We start from the raw sequence: 15,750 nt of genomic DNA, 5'->3' as shown, positions 1-15,750 counted from the left end.
GAGCAGCCGACGCCCGCTCTTGGCGACGGAATTCCGTGGAGGGGACGATCGTGGACATCATCGGCGCGGGGTGGGCCTTCCCCGCCGTCATCACCGGCACCGGCCGGGTGGGCCTCGCGCGCGGCAGCGACGACGTGGAGCAGGCGATCCGCATCATCCTGTCCACCTCACCCGGTGAGCGCGGGATGCGCCCGGAGTTCGGCTGTGGCATCCACCGGCTGGTCTTCGACTCACTCGACGCCACCACCGTCGCCCGCGCCGACGTGGAGGTGCGGCAGGCCCTCGACCGGTGGGAGCCGCGGATCGAGATCGACGACCTGCTGTTCAGCACGGACGCCGTGGATGTCGGCGTGCTCTACGTCGACATCCGCTACCGGCTGCGGGTCACCAACGAACCCCGCAATCTCGTCTTCCCCTTCTACACCCTGCCCGGCTCCCCGGCCACGGCCCCCGCGCCCGGCGGCTCCCCGGATGAGTGACCCGATGGCCGAGTCGTCCGAGGTGCCGGTCCCCGACCTGGACGACCTGCGCTTCCAGCCGCTCGTGGACGCCGCGAAGCGCGTCCTGCCGCAGCGCGTGCCGGAGTGGACCGACCACAACGTCTCCGACCCCGGCGTCACCCTGCTGGAAGCCTGTGCCGAGCGGATCGACCAACTGCTCTACCGGGTAGACAGGATGACGGATCGTCAGCGCAATGCCCTGCTGCGGCTGATGGGCATCGCGCCGCTCCCCGCGTCTCCCGCCCGGGTCGTGGTCGCGCTGTCGCGGAGCGATGCCTCGACCGGCTCCCGGGAGATCCCGGCGGGCACCGAGGTGAGTACGGAGGGCGAGGAGCCGGTGGTCCTGCGGACCACCGCGCCGCTGACGCTGGCCGCCGGGCAGTCGGCCGGGACGGTGGAGGCCGTCGAGCAACTCGTGCCGGTCGCCGAGGTGTTGGGCACCTCCGACGGCCTCCCCGGTGGGCGCTTCGCGACGGCCCGCCGCCCCTGGGGCCCCGGCACGCCCGTCCCGGACCCGCCGTTCGGCCCACCGGTCACGGTCCGCGTCGGGGCGAGCGTCTGGCGGCGGGTCCCGACCTTCGCCGAGGCCGGGCCCGCCGACCCGGTGCACTGGTGGGACGACGCCTCCTGCGAGGTCGTCTTCGGGCCGCTGGTGCCCACCGAGGGCGGTGACCGGCAGCACGGCGCGGTCCCGCCGCAGGGCGCGCGGATCAGCGCGGAGTACGCGGTCCACCGCGGCCGGCGGGGCAGCCTGCCGGCCGGCACACCGCTGTCGGTCGCATCGCCGTCCGGGCTGGACGCCGTCGTCCACCGCGTGATCGCCCCCGCGGCGGACGAGGAGGACTGGCGGCAGGCGCTGGACCGGGCCGGTCTCGGCCTGGCGCCGCTGCGGCGCGCGGTCACGGCCGCCGACCACGAGCAGATCATCGAGGAGCACGTCGAAGGACTCGCCCGGGTGCGGGTGACGGCCCTGACCCGGCCCACCGACTCGCGCGTCCCGGCCGCGTTCGAGGTGCCACCGCGCCCGGGCTCCGTCCTCGCCTGCGCCGTCGCCGCCCGGGACCCGGAGCGGGCCGTGCACTACTACTACGACGACGGCGGGACCATCACCGCCCGGCCGCTGCCGCTGGAGCGGCCGGATCCGGACGGCCGGACGGCGCCGGCGGCACCCCGCGACGAGGTGGCCGTGCCCGGGCCGGTGGCGGACGCGAACCGCCTGGACGCGGTGATCCGCCCGGTCGAACACGGGCCCGCGCTGTGGTTCTTCGAGGACCGATGCCTCTGGGACGGCGGCCCGCCCGTGCGGAGCATCCGGGAGGAGTTCCCGGGCCTGCCGGAGGTGTTCTGCTCGGACCTCGACGAGGTCGCCGTGCTGGCCGACCCCGATGCGGCCGACGCCTACGAGCTGTTCTTCTTCAAGGGCGAGGTCTTCCACCACCGCGCCTACACCTACGGCGACCGGGCGTTCCTGCCCCGGGAGGGCAGCCGGGGGGTCAAGTCCCTGATCTCGGAGGCGTTCCCGGGCCTGTCCCCGCAGTGCCAGGAATCCCCGGACGCGGTGGCCGCCCTCGACGGTGTCTTCTTCTTCGTGAAGGGACCGAGGACCGAACCCGCCCTCTGGCGGCGCGAGGACGCCCTCCTGCACGTCCTGCTGGTGCCCCGGGTGGACGCGGACCTCGCGGCCTTCGACGAGCCCGGCCTCCCCGCCGACCTGCTGGCCCGGGTGCGGGACGTCGTCGGGGCCTCCCGGCTGCTGGGCGAGCGGCTGTACCTCGGGGCGCCCCGCTACCACCACTTCGGGGTCACGGCCACCGTCCGGCCCTGGAGCAGTACGGCGGCGGACAGCGAGCGCACCAGGGCGGCGGCGGAGCTGGCCCTGCGCCGCTTCTTCCACCCCACGGTCGGAGGGCCGGACGGCCGGGGCTGGCCGTGGGGGCGCCAGGTCCACGCGGGCGACGTGCTGACCGCGCTGGAACCGGTGCCGGAGGTCCGCGGTACGACCGAGGTCGGTCTCACGCTCGGCGACGGCACCCGGCCCGTGGCCTCCGTCGAGGTCTCGGACGGCGGCCTGGTCCTGCTCGACACCGTCGCCGTCACCATCGCCCCCGCCGAGGACTGAGAGGACCGCCATGGACCCGTCCCCCGTACGTCCGCTCGCCCTGCCGGCCGTCTACCAGAACGACCCGGTCGCGCTGGCGTTCGCCGCCGCGATCGGCGCGGCCATGGCTCCGGCCGAGGAGCGGATCGACTCGCTGGACGCGGTGCTCGACCCCTGGCGCGCGCCGCCCGCCTTCCTGGACTGGCTGATCCGGATCACCGGCGCCCGGGTCGAGCCCGGCTGGACGGAAGTCCAGCGGCGCAAGGCCGTCGACCTGGCGCCCCGGCTGGCCGCCCACCGCGGGACGCCGTACGGACTCCTGCTGGAGGCCAGGGAGATCCACGGCTGGGACCTGCACGTCGACGACCCCGGCGACGTCTTCACCGGGGCCGGCCGGCCGCCCCGGGCCGGCCGGATGCTCACCGTCACCCTGACCACCCGGCAGGGAGAGGACCGGCAGGCCCTCGAACACCGGCTCACCCGCCTGGTGCGAGCGCACTGCCCCGCCCATCTCCCCTTCAAGGTCACGGTCAACCAGCGCCCCTGACGAGAGGTCACCGCGGAGATGAGTCTGCCGACGCCCGAGTACGACGGGCGCACCCGCGACGAGGTGGTCGCCACCGCCGTCGCAGCCGTCCGCCAGGGCGTGCGGACCTGGACCGGCCAGGACCGGACGGACCCGGGCCGGGGCCTGATCGAGACCTGCGCCGACATGGTGGCGGCGCTGCGCGACCGGCTCAACCTGGCCGCCGACCAGCGCCGCCTGCAGGTGCTGCGGATGCTGGGCGTACGGCCGTACCAGCCCGCGCCCGCGCAGACCGAGGTGCTCTTCCGGCTCGCCGCGCCCTCGCCCGAGCCGGTGGTGGTCCCGGCCGGCCTGGAGGTGGCCACCCGGCCGGTGGGGGAGGGCGAACCGGTCGTCTTCAGCACGCTGACGGACGCGGTGCTCAACCCCTGCGTCCTGGTCGCCGCCGGGAACTTCACCCAGCAGCGCACGGGCAGCGGCGTGCTGGAGGGCACGCTGACCGAGCTCGGCTCCGAGGCGGACCGGCCCGTCCAGCCGGGCGGGCCGGCCTTCGCCGGGCCGTCCTTCCACCTCAACCTCCCGTACTTCGGGGACTTCCCGCTTCCGGGCGACACCCCGGAGGGCCTCGGCCCGGTGACCCCAGGGCCCGATGACCTCCGCTACGCCCTGGTCGTCCTCTCGGTGCCGGTCCCCGGCACCCGGGTGACCCTCGACCTCCGGCTGGGTGCCGCCGGCACCCCTCCCGGCGGGAGCGAGGGCGTCCGGGGCCGGTGGGAGGCCTGGCAGGGGACGCACTGGACCGGCTGCCGGGTCGTCTCGGACACCGTGCCCGGACCGACCGGTCCGGGCCGGGTCACCCTGGACCTCCCCCCGGCCCACGCACCCGCCCAACTCCTGCTCCGGCAGGGGGCCGGAGGGGAGGACGGCTCTCCCCAGCGGTTGCGGGACGTGGGCCTGATCCGCTACCGCGCCGATCCGGGCCAGAGCCCGCTGACCGGGGTCGCGCTCAACCCGGTGCTCACCGTCCCCGTCCCGGTCGTCCAGGCCCGGCTCGTCCAGGACGAGACCCTCGGCACCGCGGCCGGCACCCCGGGCGAGCGCCTGCGCTTCGCCCGTCCGCCGATGCCGCGGAGCACCGACCCGCTCGTCGTCGAGGCCACCCTCGGCGGGCGCACCGAGCGGTGGACCCACGTCGCCTCACTCGCCGGATCGGGGCCCGGCGACCGGCACTTCACGCTGGATCCGCGCACCGGAGAGGCGGTCTTCGCCCCCGTGGTGGCCGGGGCCGGGGGGCCGCGACGGCACGGAGCGCCGCTGCCGGCGGGAGCGGTCGTCCGGGCCCGGCGCTATCTGACCGGCGGCGGCGCCCAGGGCAACGTGCCCGCCCGCACCATCACCGTGCTCCGCACCCCGCTGCCCTACATCTCCGCCGTGACCAACCCCGCGCCCGCCGTCGGCGGCACCGAGCGGGAGAGCGCCGCCGCCTGCGCGACGCGCCTGCCCCTGGGCTCCCCGGTGCCCGAACGGGCGGTCGTCCCCGGCGACTACGAACAGCTCGCCCTGGCCGCCTCGGCGGGCATGGCCCGCATCCACCACATCCGTGAGGTGCCCGAGGACACGCTCGACCCGGCGCGCAACTACCTGCCCTGGCAGGCCGCGAGGACGACGGTCCGGTTCACCCTGGCGGCGGACGCACCGCAGGTGCCCGCGGGGACGCAGGTCACCACGGCGGACGGGCGGAAGGTCTTCACGACTCTGGAGGAAGCCGTCCGGGTGCCGCCGCAGGCCGCGGGCGCGGCGGTGCTCCGCCTCGATCCCCAAATCACCGCCGCCACCGGGATGTTCGTCGCGGGGGACTACCGGATCGGACAGTTCTCCGGTCCCTTCAAGGAGAACGGCAGGCTGGTGCTGGCCCTGGTGGAGATCAGAGAGCCGCACGACCCGCGCAATCTGACGCTCTGGGTGCGGGCCGACGGGGAACGGCAGCCGACGGACCGGATCGCGGTGTCGGTGTTCGCGCCGAGGAGCGGAACGCCGTGGTGGGACACCGCTGCCCCGCACGCGTACGCAGCCGGGGCCGCCCGGCAGATCACGGTGGCGGCCGGCGACGGCGGGCAGTCGGTGAGCGTCCTGGCCCACCCCGTCCGGCTGGGCGAGTCCGCACGGTGGCGGGCCGCCCTCGACCGCGGTGAACCCGCCAGGACGGCGCAGGACGCCGTCGCCGGCCGGGGCGACGGCTTTCCGGTCGACCCGGCCGCGTGCTGGATCGCCGTCCAGATCCTCGACCCCCGGAACACTCCCGACACGCGGTACACGGTCTACGCCGACTCCGGGACCACTGCGGAGGTCCCCGCCGAACAGTTCGAGGAACACCCCCGGGACCACCGGCAGTTCACCTCCACGGGCGAGCCCGGCCAGGTCTTCTCGCTGCTGGACTCCCCGGTGTACGGGCCGCTCCCGGCGGTCCGCGTCGGCACCGACGACTGGCGGACCGTCACCTCGTTCGCCGACTCCGGCGCCGACGACGAGCACGTGGTGGTGAACGCGAGTACGGGCCAGGTCCACTTCGGGCCCAAGGTGACGGGCGGCCCCTCGGGCACCCGGCAGTACGGCGCGGTTCCCCCACCGGGCACCACCGTCACCGTGGACGGCCCGTACCGGGTCACGCTCGGCGCGGCGGGCAACGGCCTCGCCCCGGGCGACATCTGCCGCCTGCGGACGCCGGACGAGGGCATCGTGGGCGTGCGCAACACCTCCGTCTCGCAGGACGGCAAGGACGGCTACACCGACACCAGCGGTGGCAGCACCCAGGCCGGCGTACGGCTGATGGTCGTCCCGTTCGTCACGGCCGACGAGCGCGGCTGGTTCCCGTTCCACATGCTGACGCCCGGCCGCGACGCCTGCGACACACTGCGGCGTGCGCTGCGGGTCTGCCAGCCCACCGGGGTGCCGGTGTGGCTGGAACAGCCCGGCTACCGGGGCATCCGCATCGAGGCCCGGATCGTGCCCGCCGACTACCGGACGGCCTCCGAACGCGCGGCCCTCGGCGCCGCCGCGGAACGCGCCCTGTACCGGTACTTCAGTCCCGTCGGCGGCGGCCCGCAGGGAACGGGCTGGCCGCTGGGGCGCCCGGTGCACGCCGGAGAGGCGTTCCGGGTGCTGGAACAGGTGCCGGGCGTGGCCCGGGTCGCCGACGCGCGGCTGATCCCGGTCGACCCGCGCACCGGCTCGGCGGCGGAGCCCGTCGCCCGGGTCGACTGCGGTCCCGGCGAGACCGTGTACTCCGTCGAACACCGTGTCACCGTTGCGGAGGTGCCCTCATGAGCAGCCCTGGTGTGAGCAGCCGTGGTGCGGCCGGGAAACCCCGGCTGCTCGCCGCGGACTGGGGCTCGGACAGCCTGGCCGTACTGGACCTCGGTGCACCGGAGCGGCCCGAGGCGCAGCTCACGGCCGTCCCGGGCACCCCGCGTGCCGTGGCCGTCGGTACGGACGGCACCCGGGCCTACACCGTCGATCCCGGCGCCGGCACGCTCTCCGTGCTGGACCTGGCCGCCGACGAACCCGCGGTGCTGCGCACCGTGCCCGCCGGGACCGGCCCCTGCGCGGTGGTCGCCGGGCTCGTCGACGACCGGGTCTGCGTGGCCGACTGGGCAGGCGGCCAGGTCCTGCTGTTCGACCGGGAGGGGCAGCAGCCCGTCGTGCTGGAGGTCGGGGCCGGCCCGGGCGCGCTGGCGGCGGCTCCGGCCGGCCGGGCCCGGCGGGTCTGCGTGGTCAACGAGAGTGACGCGACGGTGTCGGTGGTCGACCTGGGCCGGCCGGGCCCGCCGGCCGTGACCGCGATCGTCCCCGTGGCCGGCCTCACGCGGGCGGTCGCCGTGGCACCCGACGGGCGGTTCGGGTACGTCGTGGGCCGGGGTGACGGCACGGCCGGGTGCGTGACGGTGCTCGACCTGGACGGCGGCGTGCCCGTGGGCGATCCCGTCGCCGTCGGAGCCGAACCCCGCGCGATCGCGGTGAGCCCGGCCGGCGACCGCCTCTGCGTGGCGAACTACGGCTCGGCGTCGGTCTCGATCGCCGCCCTGCACCCGGAGACCGGGCGGATCGGCACCCCCGTCACCGTGGCGACCGGCCCGCATCCGCTCGCCGTGGCCTTCGCCCCCGACGGCGGGCTGATCCATGTCCTCAGCCAGACCACGGGCACCCTCACCGCCATCGACCCGGACACCCTCGACCGCACCGACCTCCCGGTCGGGACCCTGCCCTGCGGGGTGGTCTTCGGCCCCGACGGCCGCTACGCGTACGTCACCGACCAGGCCGCCGGGGAACTGGTCACCGTACGTGCCGCCCCGTACCGGGCGGGTGCGATCGAGACGGGAGCGGGATCGCGGCCCGCCCACGCCGCCGTGTCCCCCGACGGCCGGTGGGGCTATGCCGCCGACACCGCGGCGGAGCGCCTCGCGGTGCTGGACCTCGACCACCCCGGCCCGGGCAGCCCGATCGAGCTCGGGCCCGGGCGCCGGCCGTGGGACGTCGCCATCGCTCCTGACCTCGGGTTCGCCTGCGCGACCAGCCCGGACTCGGACGAGCTCCTCGTCCTCCGACCCGCCCCGGGGCAGGTACTCGAAGGCGGCGGCGAGGTCCGGGTCGGCGCGGTCGCCCTGGCACCGGGCGCCCGTCCGCACGGACTGGCCGTCACCCCCGACAGCCGGTACGCGGTGACCGCCGACTCCGCCACCGCGACGGTGTCCATCGTCGACCCGCGCGGGGGTGTCCACACCATCGGCCAGGAGGTGGTGCAGTGTCAGAAGCCCGTCGGTGCCGCACTGTCCAGGGACGGCAGGACGCTGTACGTCGCCGACTTCGGCACCGCCGAGGAAGGACAGCCGGGCGGACAGATCGTCGTGCTCCGCAGGACCGGGCCGGCTCAGTGGGTACGGCAGGGCGCCATCGACGCGCAGACGGGCCGGCTGTCGGGTCCGCACGAGATGGCCCTGCGCCTCCCCGACGAACAGCGGCTGTACGTCGCCAACTACCAGAACGGGACGGTCTCGGTCCTCGACTGCGACGCGGGCCGGTGGACCTGCCACGCGGTCGTCGCAAAGAGCCCCAGGGCGATGAAACAGCCCTACGGCCTGGCCCTCTCCCAGGACGGCGGCACCCTCTACGTCTCCAACGCCGCCGAGGACACCGGAACGGTCGAGGAGTTCGACGTCGCCGCCGAACCGGCCGCGCACCGGCGGACCATCACCGTCAGGCGCAACCAGTCCGCCGTCCACGCCGGGCTAGCGCTCTCCCCGGACGGGCAGTTCCTCTACGCGGTCGACCCGGAGTCCTGGGCGGGGGAGACGGCGTGGGGCACCGTGTACGGCATGCGGCTGGCAGCGGGGGGAGCCGAGCTGCAGGCCGTCCCCGTGCCGCCCGCGGCGGGAACCGCCAGGCCCGGCGGGCTGGTGTGCCGGGACGACCGGACCCTGTGCGTGGTCAACCAGGGCTCGACATCGGCCACCGCCCCCCGCGACGCGTGCCTGGCCGTGCTCACCCTCGACGAGTCACGGCTCGGCGTGCAGGCGGCCGAGACCCTGCCCCTGGAGACGGCTGCCGTCCCGTACTCGGCGGCGGTCTCCGGGGAGGGCACCCTCTGCATCGCCAACCTCGGCGGCACGGTCACGGTGCTCGGATCCGAGGTGACCGCCGTCCCGGTCGGCGAACCGGGCCACTCCCGGCCGTGGGACGTGGCCGTCACCGCGGACGGCGTTTACGCCTACGCCACCGACCGGGCCGCCGGGTCCGTCCGGTGCGTCCGCCTCGACGACCACGCCGTGACCTCGGTCGAGGTGGGCGAGGACCCGATGGGCGTGGCGAGCGGTCCGAGCGGCGTCAGCGCCTATGTCGCCAACCACGGCGACCACAGCATCTCCGTCCTCGGCCGGGTACCCGAACGGACCGCGACGCCGACGCGCGTCACCTCGACCGGCAGCCCGCTGGCCGTCGCGGTCCACCCCCGCACCCCCTGCGCCTACCTCGTGCGGGACACCGGCCTCGACGCCGTCCCCCTGGACGCGGACCTCGGGCCCGAGCGGAGCGGACCGGGCCCGAGCCTCGGCACGGCCCTGTGCGCGGTAGCCGTACACCCGGCCGGAACACACGCCTACGCGGTGGACGCCGGCGGTCCCGTCCCGGCCGTGCACGCCGTGGACCTGTCCGCAGCCGACCGTCCCGCCGACGGTGGCGCGGCGGCGGCGCTCACCGGGGGAGCCCGGCCCACCGGCATCGCCCTCCACCCCCGGCAGCCGTGGGGGTACGTCGGCGGTAGCGGGGACGGCGGCGCCGGAGCCCTGTGGGTGCTCGGCACCGGGCAGGCGGACCGCCCTTCGGTGACCGGCACCGGGGAGCTGCCGCTCCCCGCCGTCGAGGGCCTGGCGATCCGCCCGGGACCGCCGGACCGGCCGGAGACGGCCGGCCACCTCTACCTGCTCACCCGGTCCGGCGACAGCTGCCGGCTCCGCGTCCTGGAGCTCACCGACGACCCCACCCGGCCCGAGCCCCTGCCAGGCCCCGGCCTCGAACTCCCCGCCGGCACCCGGAGCATCGCCGTCCACCCCCGGGGCGGCTACGCCTTCCTCGGCGGGGACGACGGCACCGTCCGGGTGCTGGACCTCGCCGACCCCGCCCGGCCCCGACTCGTCGGCGGCACCCCGGGCCTGGGCGCCCGCCCGGGTCTGGCCTTCCGGCCGGACGGCCGCAGCGCGCTGTACCTCACCGCCGACGGCTTCGGCGAACTGACGCTGGGCGCGCCCGCCGTCGTCGCCACCTGGCGGGATCCGAGGCTCATCGCACCGCAGTGGCCGGCAGTCTCGGCGGACGGCGCCCGGCTCTTCGTGACCTGCGAGAACAGCGGGGCGCTCGTGGTGCTCGACACCCGGACGGGAACCGCCCGGTTCACCGTGCCGGCCGGCACCGCGCTCGCCGGAGCCGCGCCGCACCCGACGCAGCACCTGCTGTACGTCGCGGACGAGGCCGGTGCGGCCGTGGCGGTGGTCGACACCACCGAGCTCGCGCACCTGGGCGGGACGCCACTGGGCCTCGACCCGCAGCAGGTGGTCCGGGTGCCGGGCGCGTCCTGACCCGCCCCCTTGCCCTCCCAATCAACCGGCGCGGACAGAGGAACACAGATGATCGAACTGGTCGACCACGCACTGGAGTTACGCGTACGGCAGGACCTGGCGTGGCCGCCGCCGGGGTTCCCCGTCACCTTCCAGCCCCCCGGACGCGACACCGGGCACGGTGAGACCGCCGGCTCCGAGGCGGTGGGCATCTACCTGTACGACATCCGCGAGGACCTGGACCTCCGGCAGACCGGCACCGTCTACCAGTACGGCCCGGTCCCGGGCGTCCCCGGGGCGCAGCGGAAGACCGCGCAGCACGACCCGCCCCGGTACGCCCGGCTGTCCTACCTGGTCACCGCCTGGGCACCGGACGCCCTCGGCGCCCACCGGATGCTCGGCGAACTCCTCGTCGGCTTCGCCCGGAGCCGGGAGTTGGCCGTCCCGCTCCCCGAGGGGCCGGCCGAGCCCGAGCCGGCGGCACTGCTCGACGTGGGCCACCCCCCGGCCGAGGACCGCGCGCTGACCGAACTGTGGAGCGCGGTCGGCCACACCCTCGTCCCCGCCCTGAACGTGACCGTCACCGTGCCGCTGCCGTCGTCCCTCCCGCAGAGCTACCGCCACTGGGTGACCAGTCCGCCGGTCATCGGCGACGAGAACGTGGAGTTCGCCCGTACGGGCACACCCCGCTGGACCCGCCGCACCGTCCCGCTGCCCGGCTCCGAAACCGGGGAGGGCGCCCGGTGACCGCCTCCGCCGCCACCGCACGCCCCGGCGCGCCCGGCGGATCCGGGGCAGCCGGCCCGACCGCCGCCCACTGGCTGCTCGCCCGGCTGGCCCTGGTCGAGACCAGGGTGCGCCGCGCGATCGCCCGCCGCACCGGCGACGCTGCGGCAGCCGGTCTCCCGGACCTCCCCGAGGCCGCCCTCGACCCGTTCCAGGGGCTCTACATCTCCGACGACCTGGCCCCGCACCTGCTGGACGCACCCGCCGGACCCCTGCCCCCCGACCCCGCCGAGGACCGCCTCGCCGCAGCGCTGCGCGCCCAGGAGGACGCGGCCGCGGCCGTCGGCGCCGCCCCGCCGCTGCGCCGCCTCGCCGAGGAGTTCTGCCTGGCCCCGCTCGACCTCGACATCCTGCTGATAGCGCTCGCCCCCGACGCCGACGCCAGGTTCGAACGCTGCTACGGGTACCTCAACGACGACATCACCTGCCGGCACGCCACCACCGGCCTCGCGCTCGCCCTCTGCGGTGTGCCGAGCGCCTCCGCAGCCGCGCGCCGGGCCTTCGCCGCCGACGCACCCCTGCGCGCGGGCGGACTCCTGGAGACCGGCGACACCTCACGCCCGTACCTGACCCGGGCGCTGCGGGTGCCCGACCGGGTCACCGCGCACCTGCTGGGCCACGACAGCCTGCCCGCCGCGCTGCGCTCCGCCGTGACCCTGCTGTCGCCCGTCCCGCCGCTGGGCGACGGCCCCGCAGCCAGGACCGCGCGGCACCTCACCCGGCTGCTGACCCGCCACCGGCTGGTCCACCTGCGCGAGAGCCCCGGCGACGCGGCCGGCACCGTCGCCGAGGCAGCGCTGGAGGCACTCGGCCGGCCCGTGCTCCGCCTCGACCTCACCGCCCTCGACCACGAGGCGCACCCGGGCGGTCCGGTCCGCGCGGCCGTCCTCGAAGCCCGGCTGCGCGGCTGCGGACTGCTCGCCGGGCCGGTCGACCTGCCCGACAGCCGGCGTGTGCGCGACCTGCTGGCGCCGCTCACCGGCCTGCCGATCCCCGTCGTCCTCACCGGGCGGCAGCCGTGGGACGCCCGCTGGACGGCCGAGCCCCCCGTACTGGCCGACTGCCCGCCCCTGACGGACCCCGAGCGCGCCGCCCTGTGGCGGCACGAACTCCACGCCCGCACCGGGCCGACCGCGGCGACGGAGCAGGCCGCCGCCGTCGGCGCCCGGTACCGGCTCGGCCCCCACCGCATCCGGGCCGTCGCCGCGGCGGCCTGCCGACAGGCCGCCGCGCACGGCACTCCGGTCGACGCGGCGGCCGTCCAGGCCGCGGCCCGCGCCTGGAACGGCAGCGCCCTCGGCCGCCTCGCCCGGCCGGTCCGACCCGCCGTGGGCTGGCCCGACCTGGTCCTGCCCGAGCGGCCGTACGAGCAGCTGCGCGACCTGGTCCGCCGGGTCCGGCACCGCGACCGGGTGCTCGGCCAGTGGCGGATGCGGCCCGGCGGCGGGCGCGGACGCGGCGTCAGCGCCCTGTTCAGCGGCGGCTCCGGGACCGGCAAGACCCTCGCCGCCGAAGTCGTGGCCGCCGACCTCGGCCTCGACCTGTACGTCGTCGACCTCGCCACGGTCGTCGACAAGTACATCGGGGAGACCGAGAAGCACCTCGAACGCATCTTCACCGAGGCCGACGCCGTCAACGCGGTGCTCCTCTTCGACGAGGCCGACGCCGTCTTCGGCCGGCGCACGGCCACCCAGGACGCCCACGACCGCTACGCCAACACCGGGACCTCCTACCTCCTCCAGCGCCTGGAGTCCTTCGACGGCCTCGCCCTGCTCACCACCAACATGCCCGCCAACATCGACCCGGCGTTCCTGCGCCGCCTCGACCTCGTGGTGCACTTCCCCGCCCCCGACGAAGCCCAGCGCCAGGTCCTGTGGGACCGCTGCCTGGGCCCCGCCGTACCCCGGGCCGACGATCTCGACCAGGCCGCGCTGGGGGCGCTGGCGGCCGCCTTCGACCTGCCCGGCGGGGCGATCCGCTGCTGCGCCGTCACCGCCGCCTACCGCGCCGCCGACTGCGGCCGGCCGCTGGCCGTGGCCGACCTGCTGGCCGCCGTCCGCGAGGAGTACGCCAAGCTCGGGCGCTACCTGGACGAGACCCGGTTCCCCGCGGCGATGCGGCGGTGAGCCCCGGCCACGGTCCTGACCCCCGCCACGGGCCCGGCCCGGCACCGGCGGCGGAGGCCGGACCCGCACCGCACCCCGGCGGCCCGGTGCCGCAGCCGCCGGCGGCGGACGCGGTCCTGGCGGAACGGCTGAAGGCGCTGCAGCAGCAGGCCGGCAACGCGGCGACCGCCCGCAGGCTCGGCGCCGCCGGACGGCAGGCCACGGGCACGCCGTTCGGCCACCGCCGCCTGCTGGCGTCGCCGGGCTGGCACCAGGCGGCCGAACTGTACGAGCAGCGGCTCGGCGCGGCACTGGCCGCCGCACCCGAGGTCCACCGCGCCGCCCGGACGGCGGTGCTGCGGCTGCACGAGGTGCTGAGCCGGGAGTTCACCCCGGTGCGGGCGGCGGGCGCCTTCCTCCAGGACGACCCGGCCAGCGCCGGCCAGGTGGGGACGGCGGGGGACCCGGTGGACCGGTTGCTGACCTGGACCGAACCCGGCTCGACCGCCACCGTCCGGGAGCTGGTCACCGCCTTCTACAACGCCGCCTACTACAAGTACGGACCCCAGCCCGAGCGGCCCGCCGACGACCGGGAGGTGTCGCTGAAGACCCTGCTGCACCGCATCGTCCTCGACGGGGACCTGCACCGCGCCCGCGAACTCGGCCTCGACACCGAAGCCCTGAGCGCCCAGCGGGACTATCTGACCGGCGGCACCCGCAGTGTCCTCGGGAACCTCCCGCACGAGGTGCGGCGGCTGTTCGCGGAGGACATCTTCGCCCTGGGGAACCTGACCCTCCAGCACGGCGTGGGGACCACCCGGTCGATGGGCCGCAGCCAGCGCGGCAGAACCGAACGGCCCGACCCGCAGACCGGCCCCGGCAAGCGCACCCTGCGCGACCACGGCGACCTCGGGGTGCCGCTGAGCGAGGCCGAGCGCGCCCACGCCCGGCACAGCACCGCCCCCCTGCTGGTCCACGGACTCCGGTTCGAAGGGGACCGGCTGGAACAGGCGGAGCACGAGGTCACCCCCGAGGCCATCTGGGCGGCGATGGTCCGCCCCGGCGAACAGGGACCGGAGTTCCCCCTGCCCTGGGCCCCGGGGCAGGCGCTCTTCGCCATGGACGGCACGGACAGCTGGTACCGCAAGCACCACGAGCGCGGCGCGCCCCTGGTGGCGGGCGTCTCGGGCACCACCACCCGGATGCTCAGCGCCTTCCGCTGGCTGCGGGCCGTACCGGGAGGCGGACGGCAGCGCTCGGAGCGGGAGTTCCTGCTCGCCGTCGCCGCGTGGATGCTCACCGGGCGCGACCACTCGCTCTACGAGATCCTGCGCGGCGCGCAGGCTGCAGGTCTGCCGAGCCTGGCGGGCCTGCCGGCCTCCTCCACGGACGTGCCCCGGATGTACCGGGACTTCGACACCTTCACCAGGGGTCTGCTGCCCACCGCCGCACTGCCCGAGCTGCCGTACGCCGCACTGTACGAGGAGAAGGCGCAGGCCGAGCCCCGGTACGGCGGGTTCGTCACCGTGTCCGGCCGTACGGTGCACACCGCGCGCCGCACCCGGCGGGCCCTGCTCAGGAGCCGTCCGGACGTCGACCTCACCGGGTGGCTGGTCGCGCAGGGCCGCACGGCCGAGGAGGCCGACGCCGAACGGCAGCGGCTCGGGCGGGACTTGGGCCTCGCGCACCTGCTCGCGCTGGCGGAGTACACCGGGGACAACCACCAGCTGATCAACCGGGTCCTTGCCACCCCCGGGGGCCTCGCCGGGATCGGCGTCCACCGGCTGATCGACGAGATGATCTCCCTGCTCGCCAAGGGCGAGGTCACCGAAGTCCCGTACGCCGGCTGGCGCGACCCCGAGCTGCAGACACTGATCGGCCACTACCGGGCGCCGGGCCTCACCGACGAGGAGCGCGCGGTCCGCCTGCGCGACGTGCGGACACGGATGCACGCCCTCGCGGACACCCTGCGCGCCGAGTCCAAGACCCACGCCGACCTGCTCGTCGAAGCCCTCGACCGGCTTCCCCCGGTCAACGGGGTGGTGTACCGGGCGGGTTGGGAGCTGTGGCCCCGGAAGCGGATCACGTTCAGCGGCTTCACCAGCACCAGCCGGGGCCGGAAGGACGCCGAGAAGTTCCTCCCGCTCCAGCATCCGCCCGCCGGGGGCCGCCGGGTCCTCTACTGCCTGCAGCTCTGCGGCCACAGCGGACGGGACATCGCCTACTTCTCCCGGGAGCCCGACGAGAAGGAGGTGCTGCTCCTGCCCGGAGCGCACTTCACCGTGCAGACCAGGGACCGGGACCACCGCGTACACGTCGGGGGACAGGAGCAGCGCTACGACTTCGTGTGGGCCACCGAGTCCGGGAGCTGAGCCCGGGAGCTGAGTCCGCCCCCGGGTGTCCTGCCCGCCGACCTGCGGGCAGGACACCCGGGGCTCAGACGGCCGGCCCGGCCGTCAACGGGCGGACCCGGAGGCAGCTGACCGTCGCGGTGCCCCGGTACTCGGTCACGCGGTCCGTGGCACCGGAGGCGTTGCTCGCCGGGAGCACCGGAGTGAAGACCAGGTCGAGCGGGCCCCCGTCGACGACGACCTCGGTCCCCTGCCGTGTCCTGGCGTACCTCGCGCGGTTC

Annotated in this window: 9 protein-coding genes; 8 read left to right on the top strand and 1 reads right to left on the bottom strand. The window is 76.0% G+C overall.

Annotated features, from left to right (window positions below):
* Positions 1-35: 35 nt before the first annotated feature.
* The 8 genes from UK12_RS25230 (at position 36) to UK12_RS25195 (ending at position 15,490) form a co-directional block, all read left to right on the top strand.
* Complete coding sequence (locus UK12_RS25230) at positions 36-479, top strand: GPW/gp25 family protein (RefSeq protein WP_231591382.1); 444 nt, start codon at positions 36-38, stop codon at positions 477-479.
* Between the two features lie 4 nt (positions 480-483).
* Entirely contained in the window at positions 484-2,619 is a 2,136-nt protein-coding gene (locus UK12_RS25225) for a hypothetical protein (protein WP_045305433.1), read from the top strand.
* Positions 2,620-2,629: 10 nt separating this feature from the next.
* Positions 2,630-3,145 (top strand): phage tail protein, encoded by a 516-nt coding sequence (locus tag UK12_RS25220; protein WP_045305432.1) that lies wholly within the window; start codon positions 2,630-2,632, stop codon positions 3,143-3,145.
* A gap of 18 nt (positions 3,146-3,163) precedes the next feature.
* Positions 3,164-6,448, top strand: coding sequence for a putative baseplate assembly protein (locus UK12_RS25215; RefSeq protein ID WP_045305431.1), 3,285 nt, complete (start codon positions 3,164-3,166; stop codon positions 6,446-6,448).
* A complete protein-coding gene (locus tag UK12_RS25210) occupies positions 6,445-10,248 on the top strand; it encodes a beta-propeller fold lactonase family protein (protein ID WP_156178922.1) in 3,804 nt (1,267 codons plus the stop codon). The genes UK12_RS25215 and UK12_RS25210 overlap by 4 nt, the downstream gene beginning before the upstream one ends.
* A 48-nt stretch (positions 10,249-10,296) precedes the next feature.
* On the top strand, positions 10,297-10,974 hold the full coding sequence (locus UK12_RS25205) for a DUF4255 domain-containing protein (protein ID WP_052682148.1): 678 nt from the start codon (positions 10,297-10,299) through the stop codon (positions 10,972-10,974).
* Positions 10,971-13,139, top strand: coding sequence for an ATP-binding protein (locus UK12_RS25200; RefSeq protein WP_045305429.1), 2,169 nt, complete (start codon positions 10,971-10,973; stop codon positions 13,137-13,139). Before UK12_RS25205 ends, UK12_RS25200 begins: the two co-directional genes overlap by 4 nt.
* Before the next feature lie 86 nt (positions 13,140-13,225).
* Entirely contained in the window at positions 13,226-15,490 is a 2,265-nt protein-coding gene (locus UK12_RS25195; protein ID WP_045305428.1) for a hypothetical protein, read from the top strand.
* 64 nt (positions 15,491-15,554) lie between these two features.
* Here the strand turns inward: UK12_RS25195 and UK12_RS41630 are convergent.
* Positions 15,555-15,750 (bottom strand): hypothetical protein (locus tag UK12_RS41630; protein WP_045305427.1); only part of this gene is annotated, 196 nt, incomplete at its 5' end.

It is taken from the genome of Saccharothrix sp. ST-888, from assembly GCF_000955975.1.
In the GTDB taxonomy this organism is placed as follows: Bacteria; Actinomycetota; Actinomycetes; order Streptomycetales; family Streptomycetaceae; genus Kitasatospora.
The sequence above is the reverse complement of the archived record's forward strand: the minus strand, read 5'-3'. Positions and strand labels throughout refer to the sequence as shown.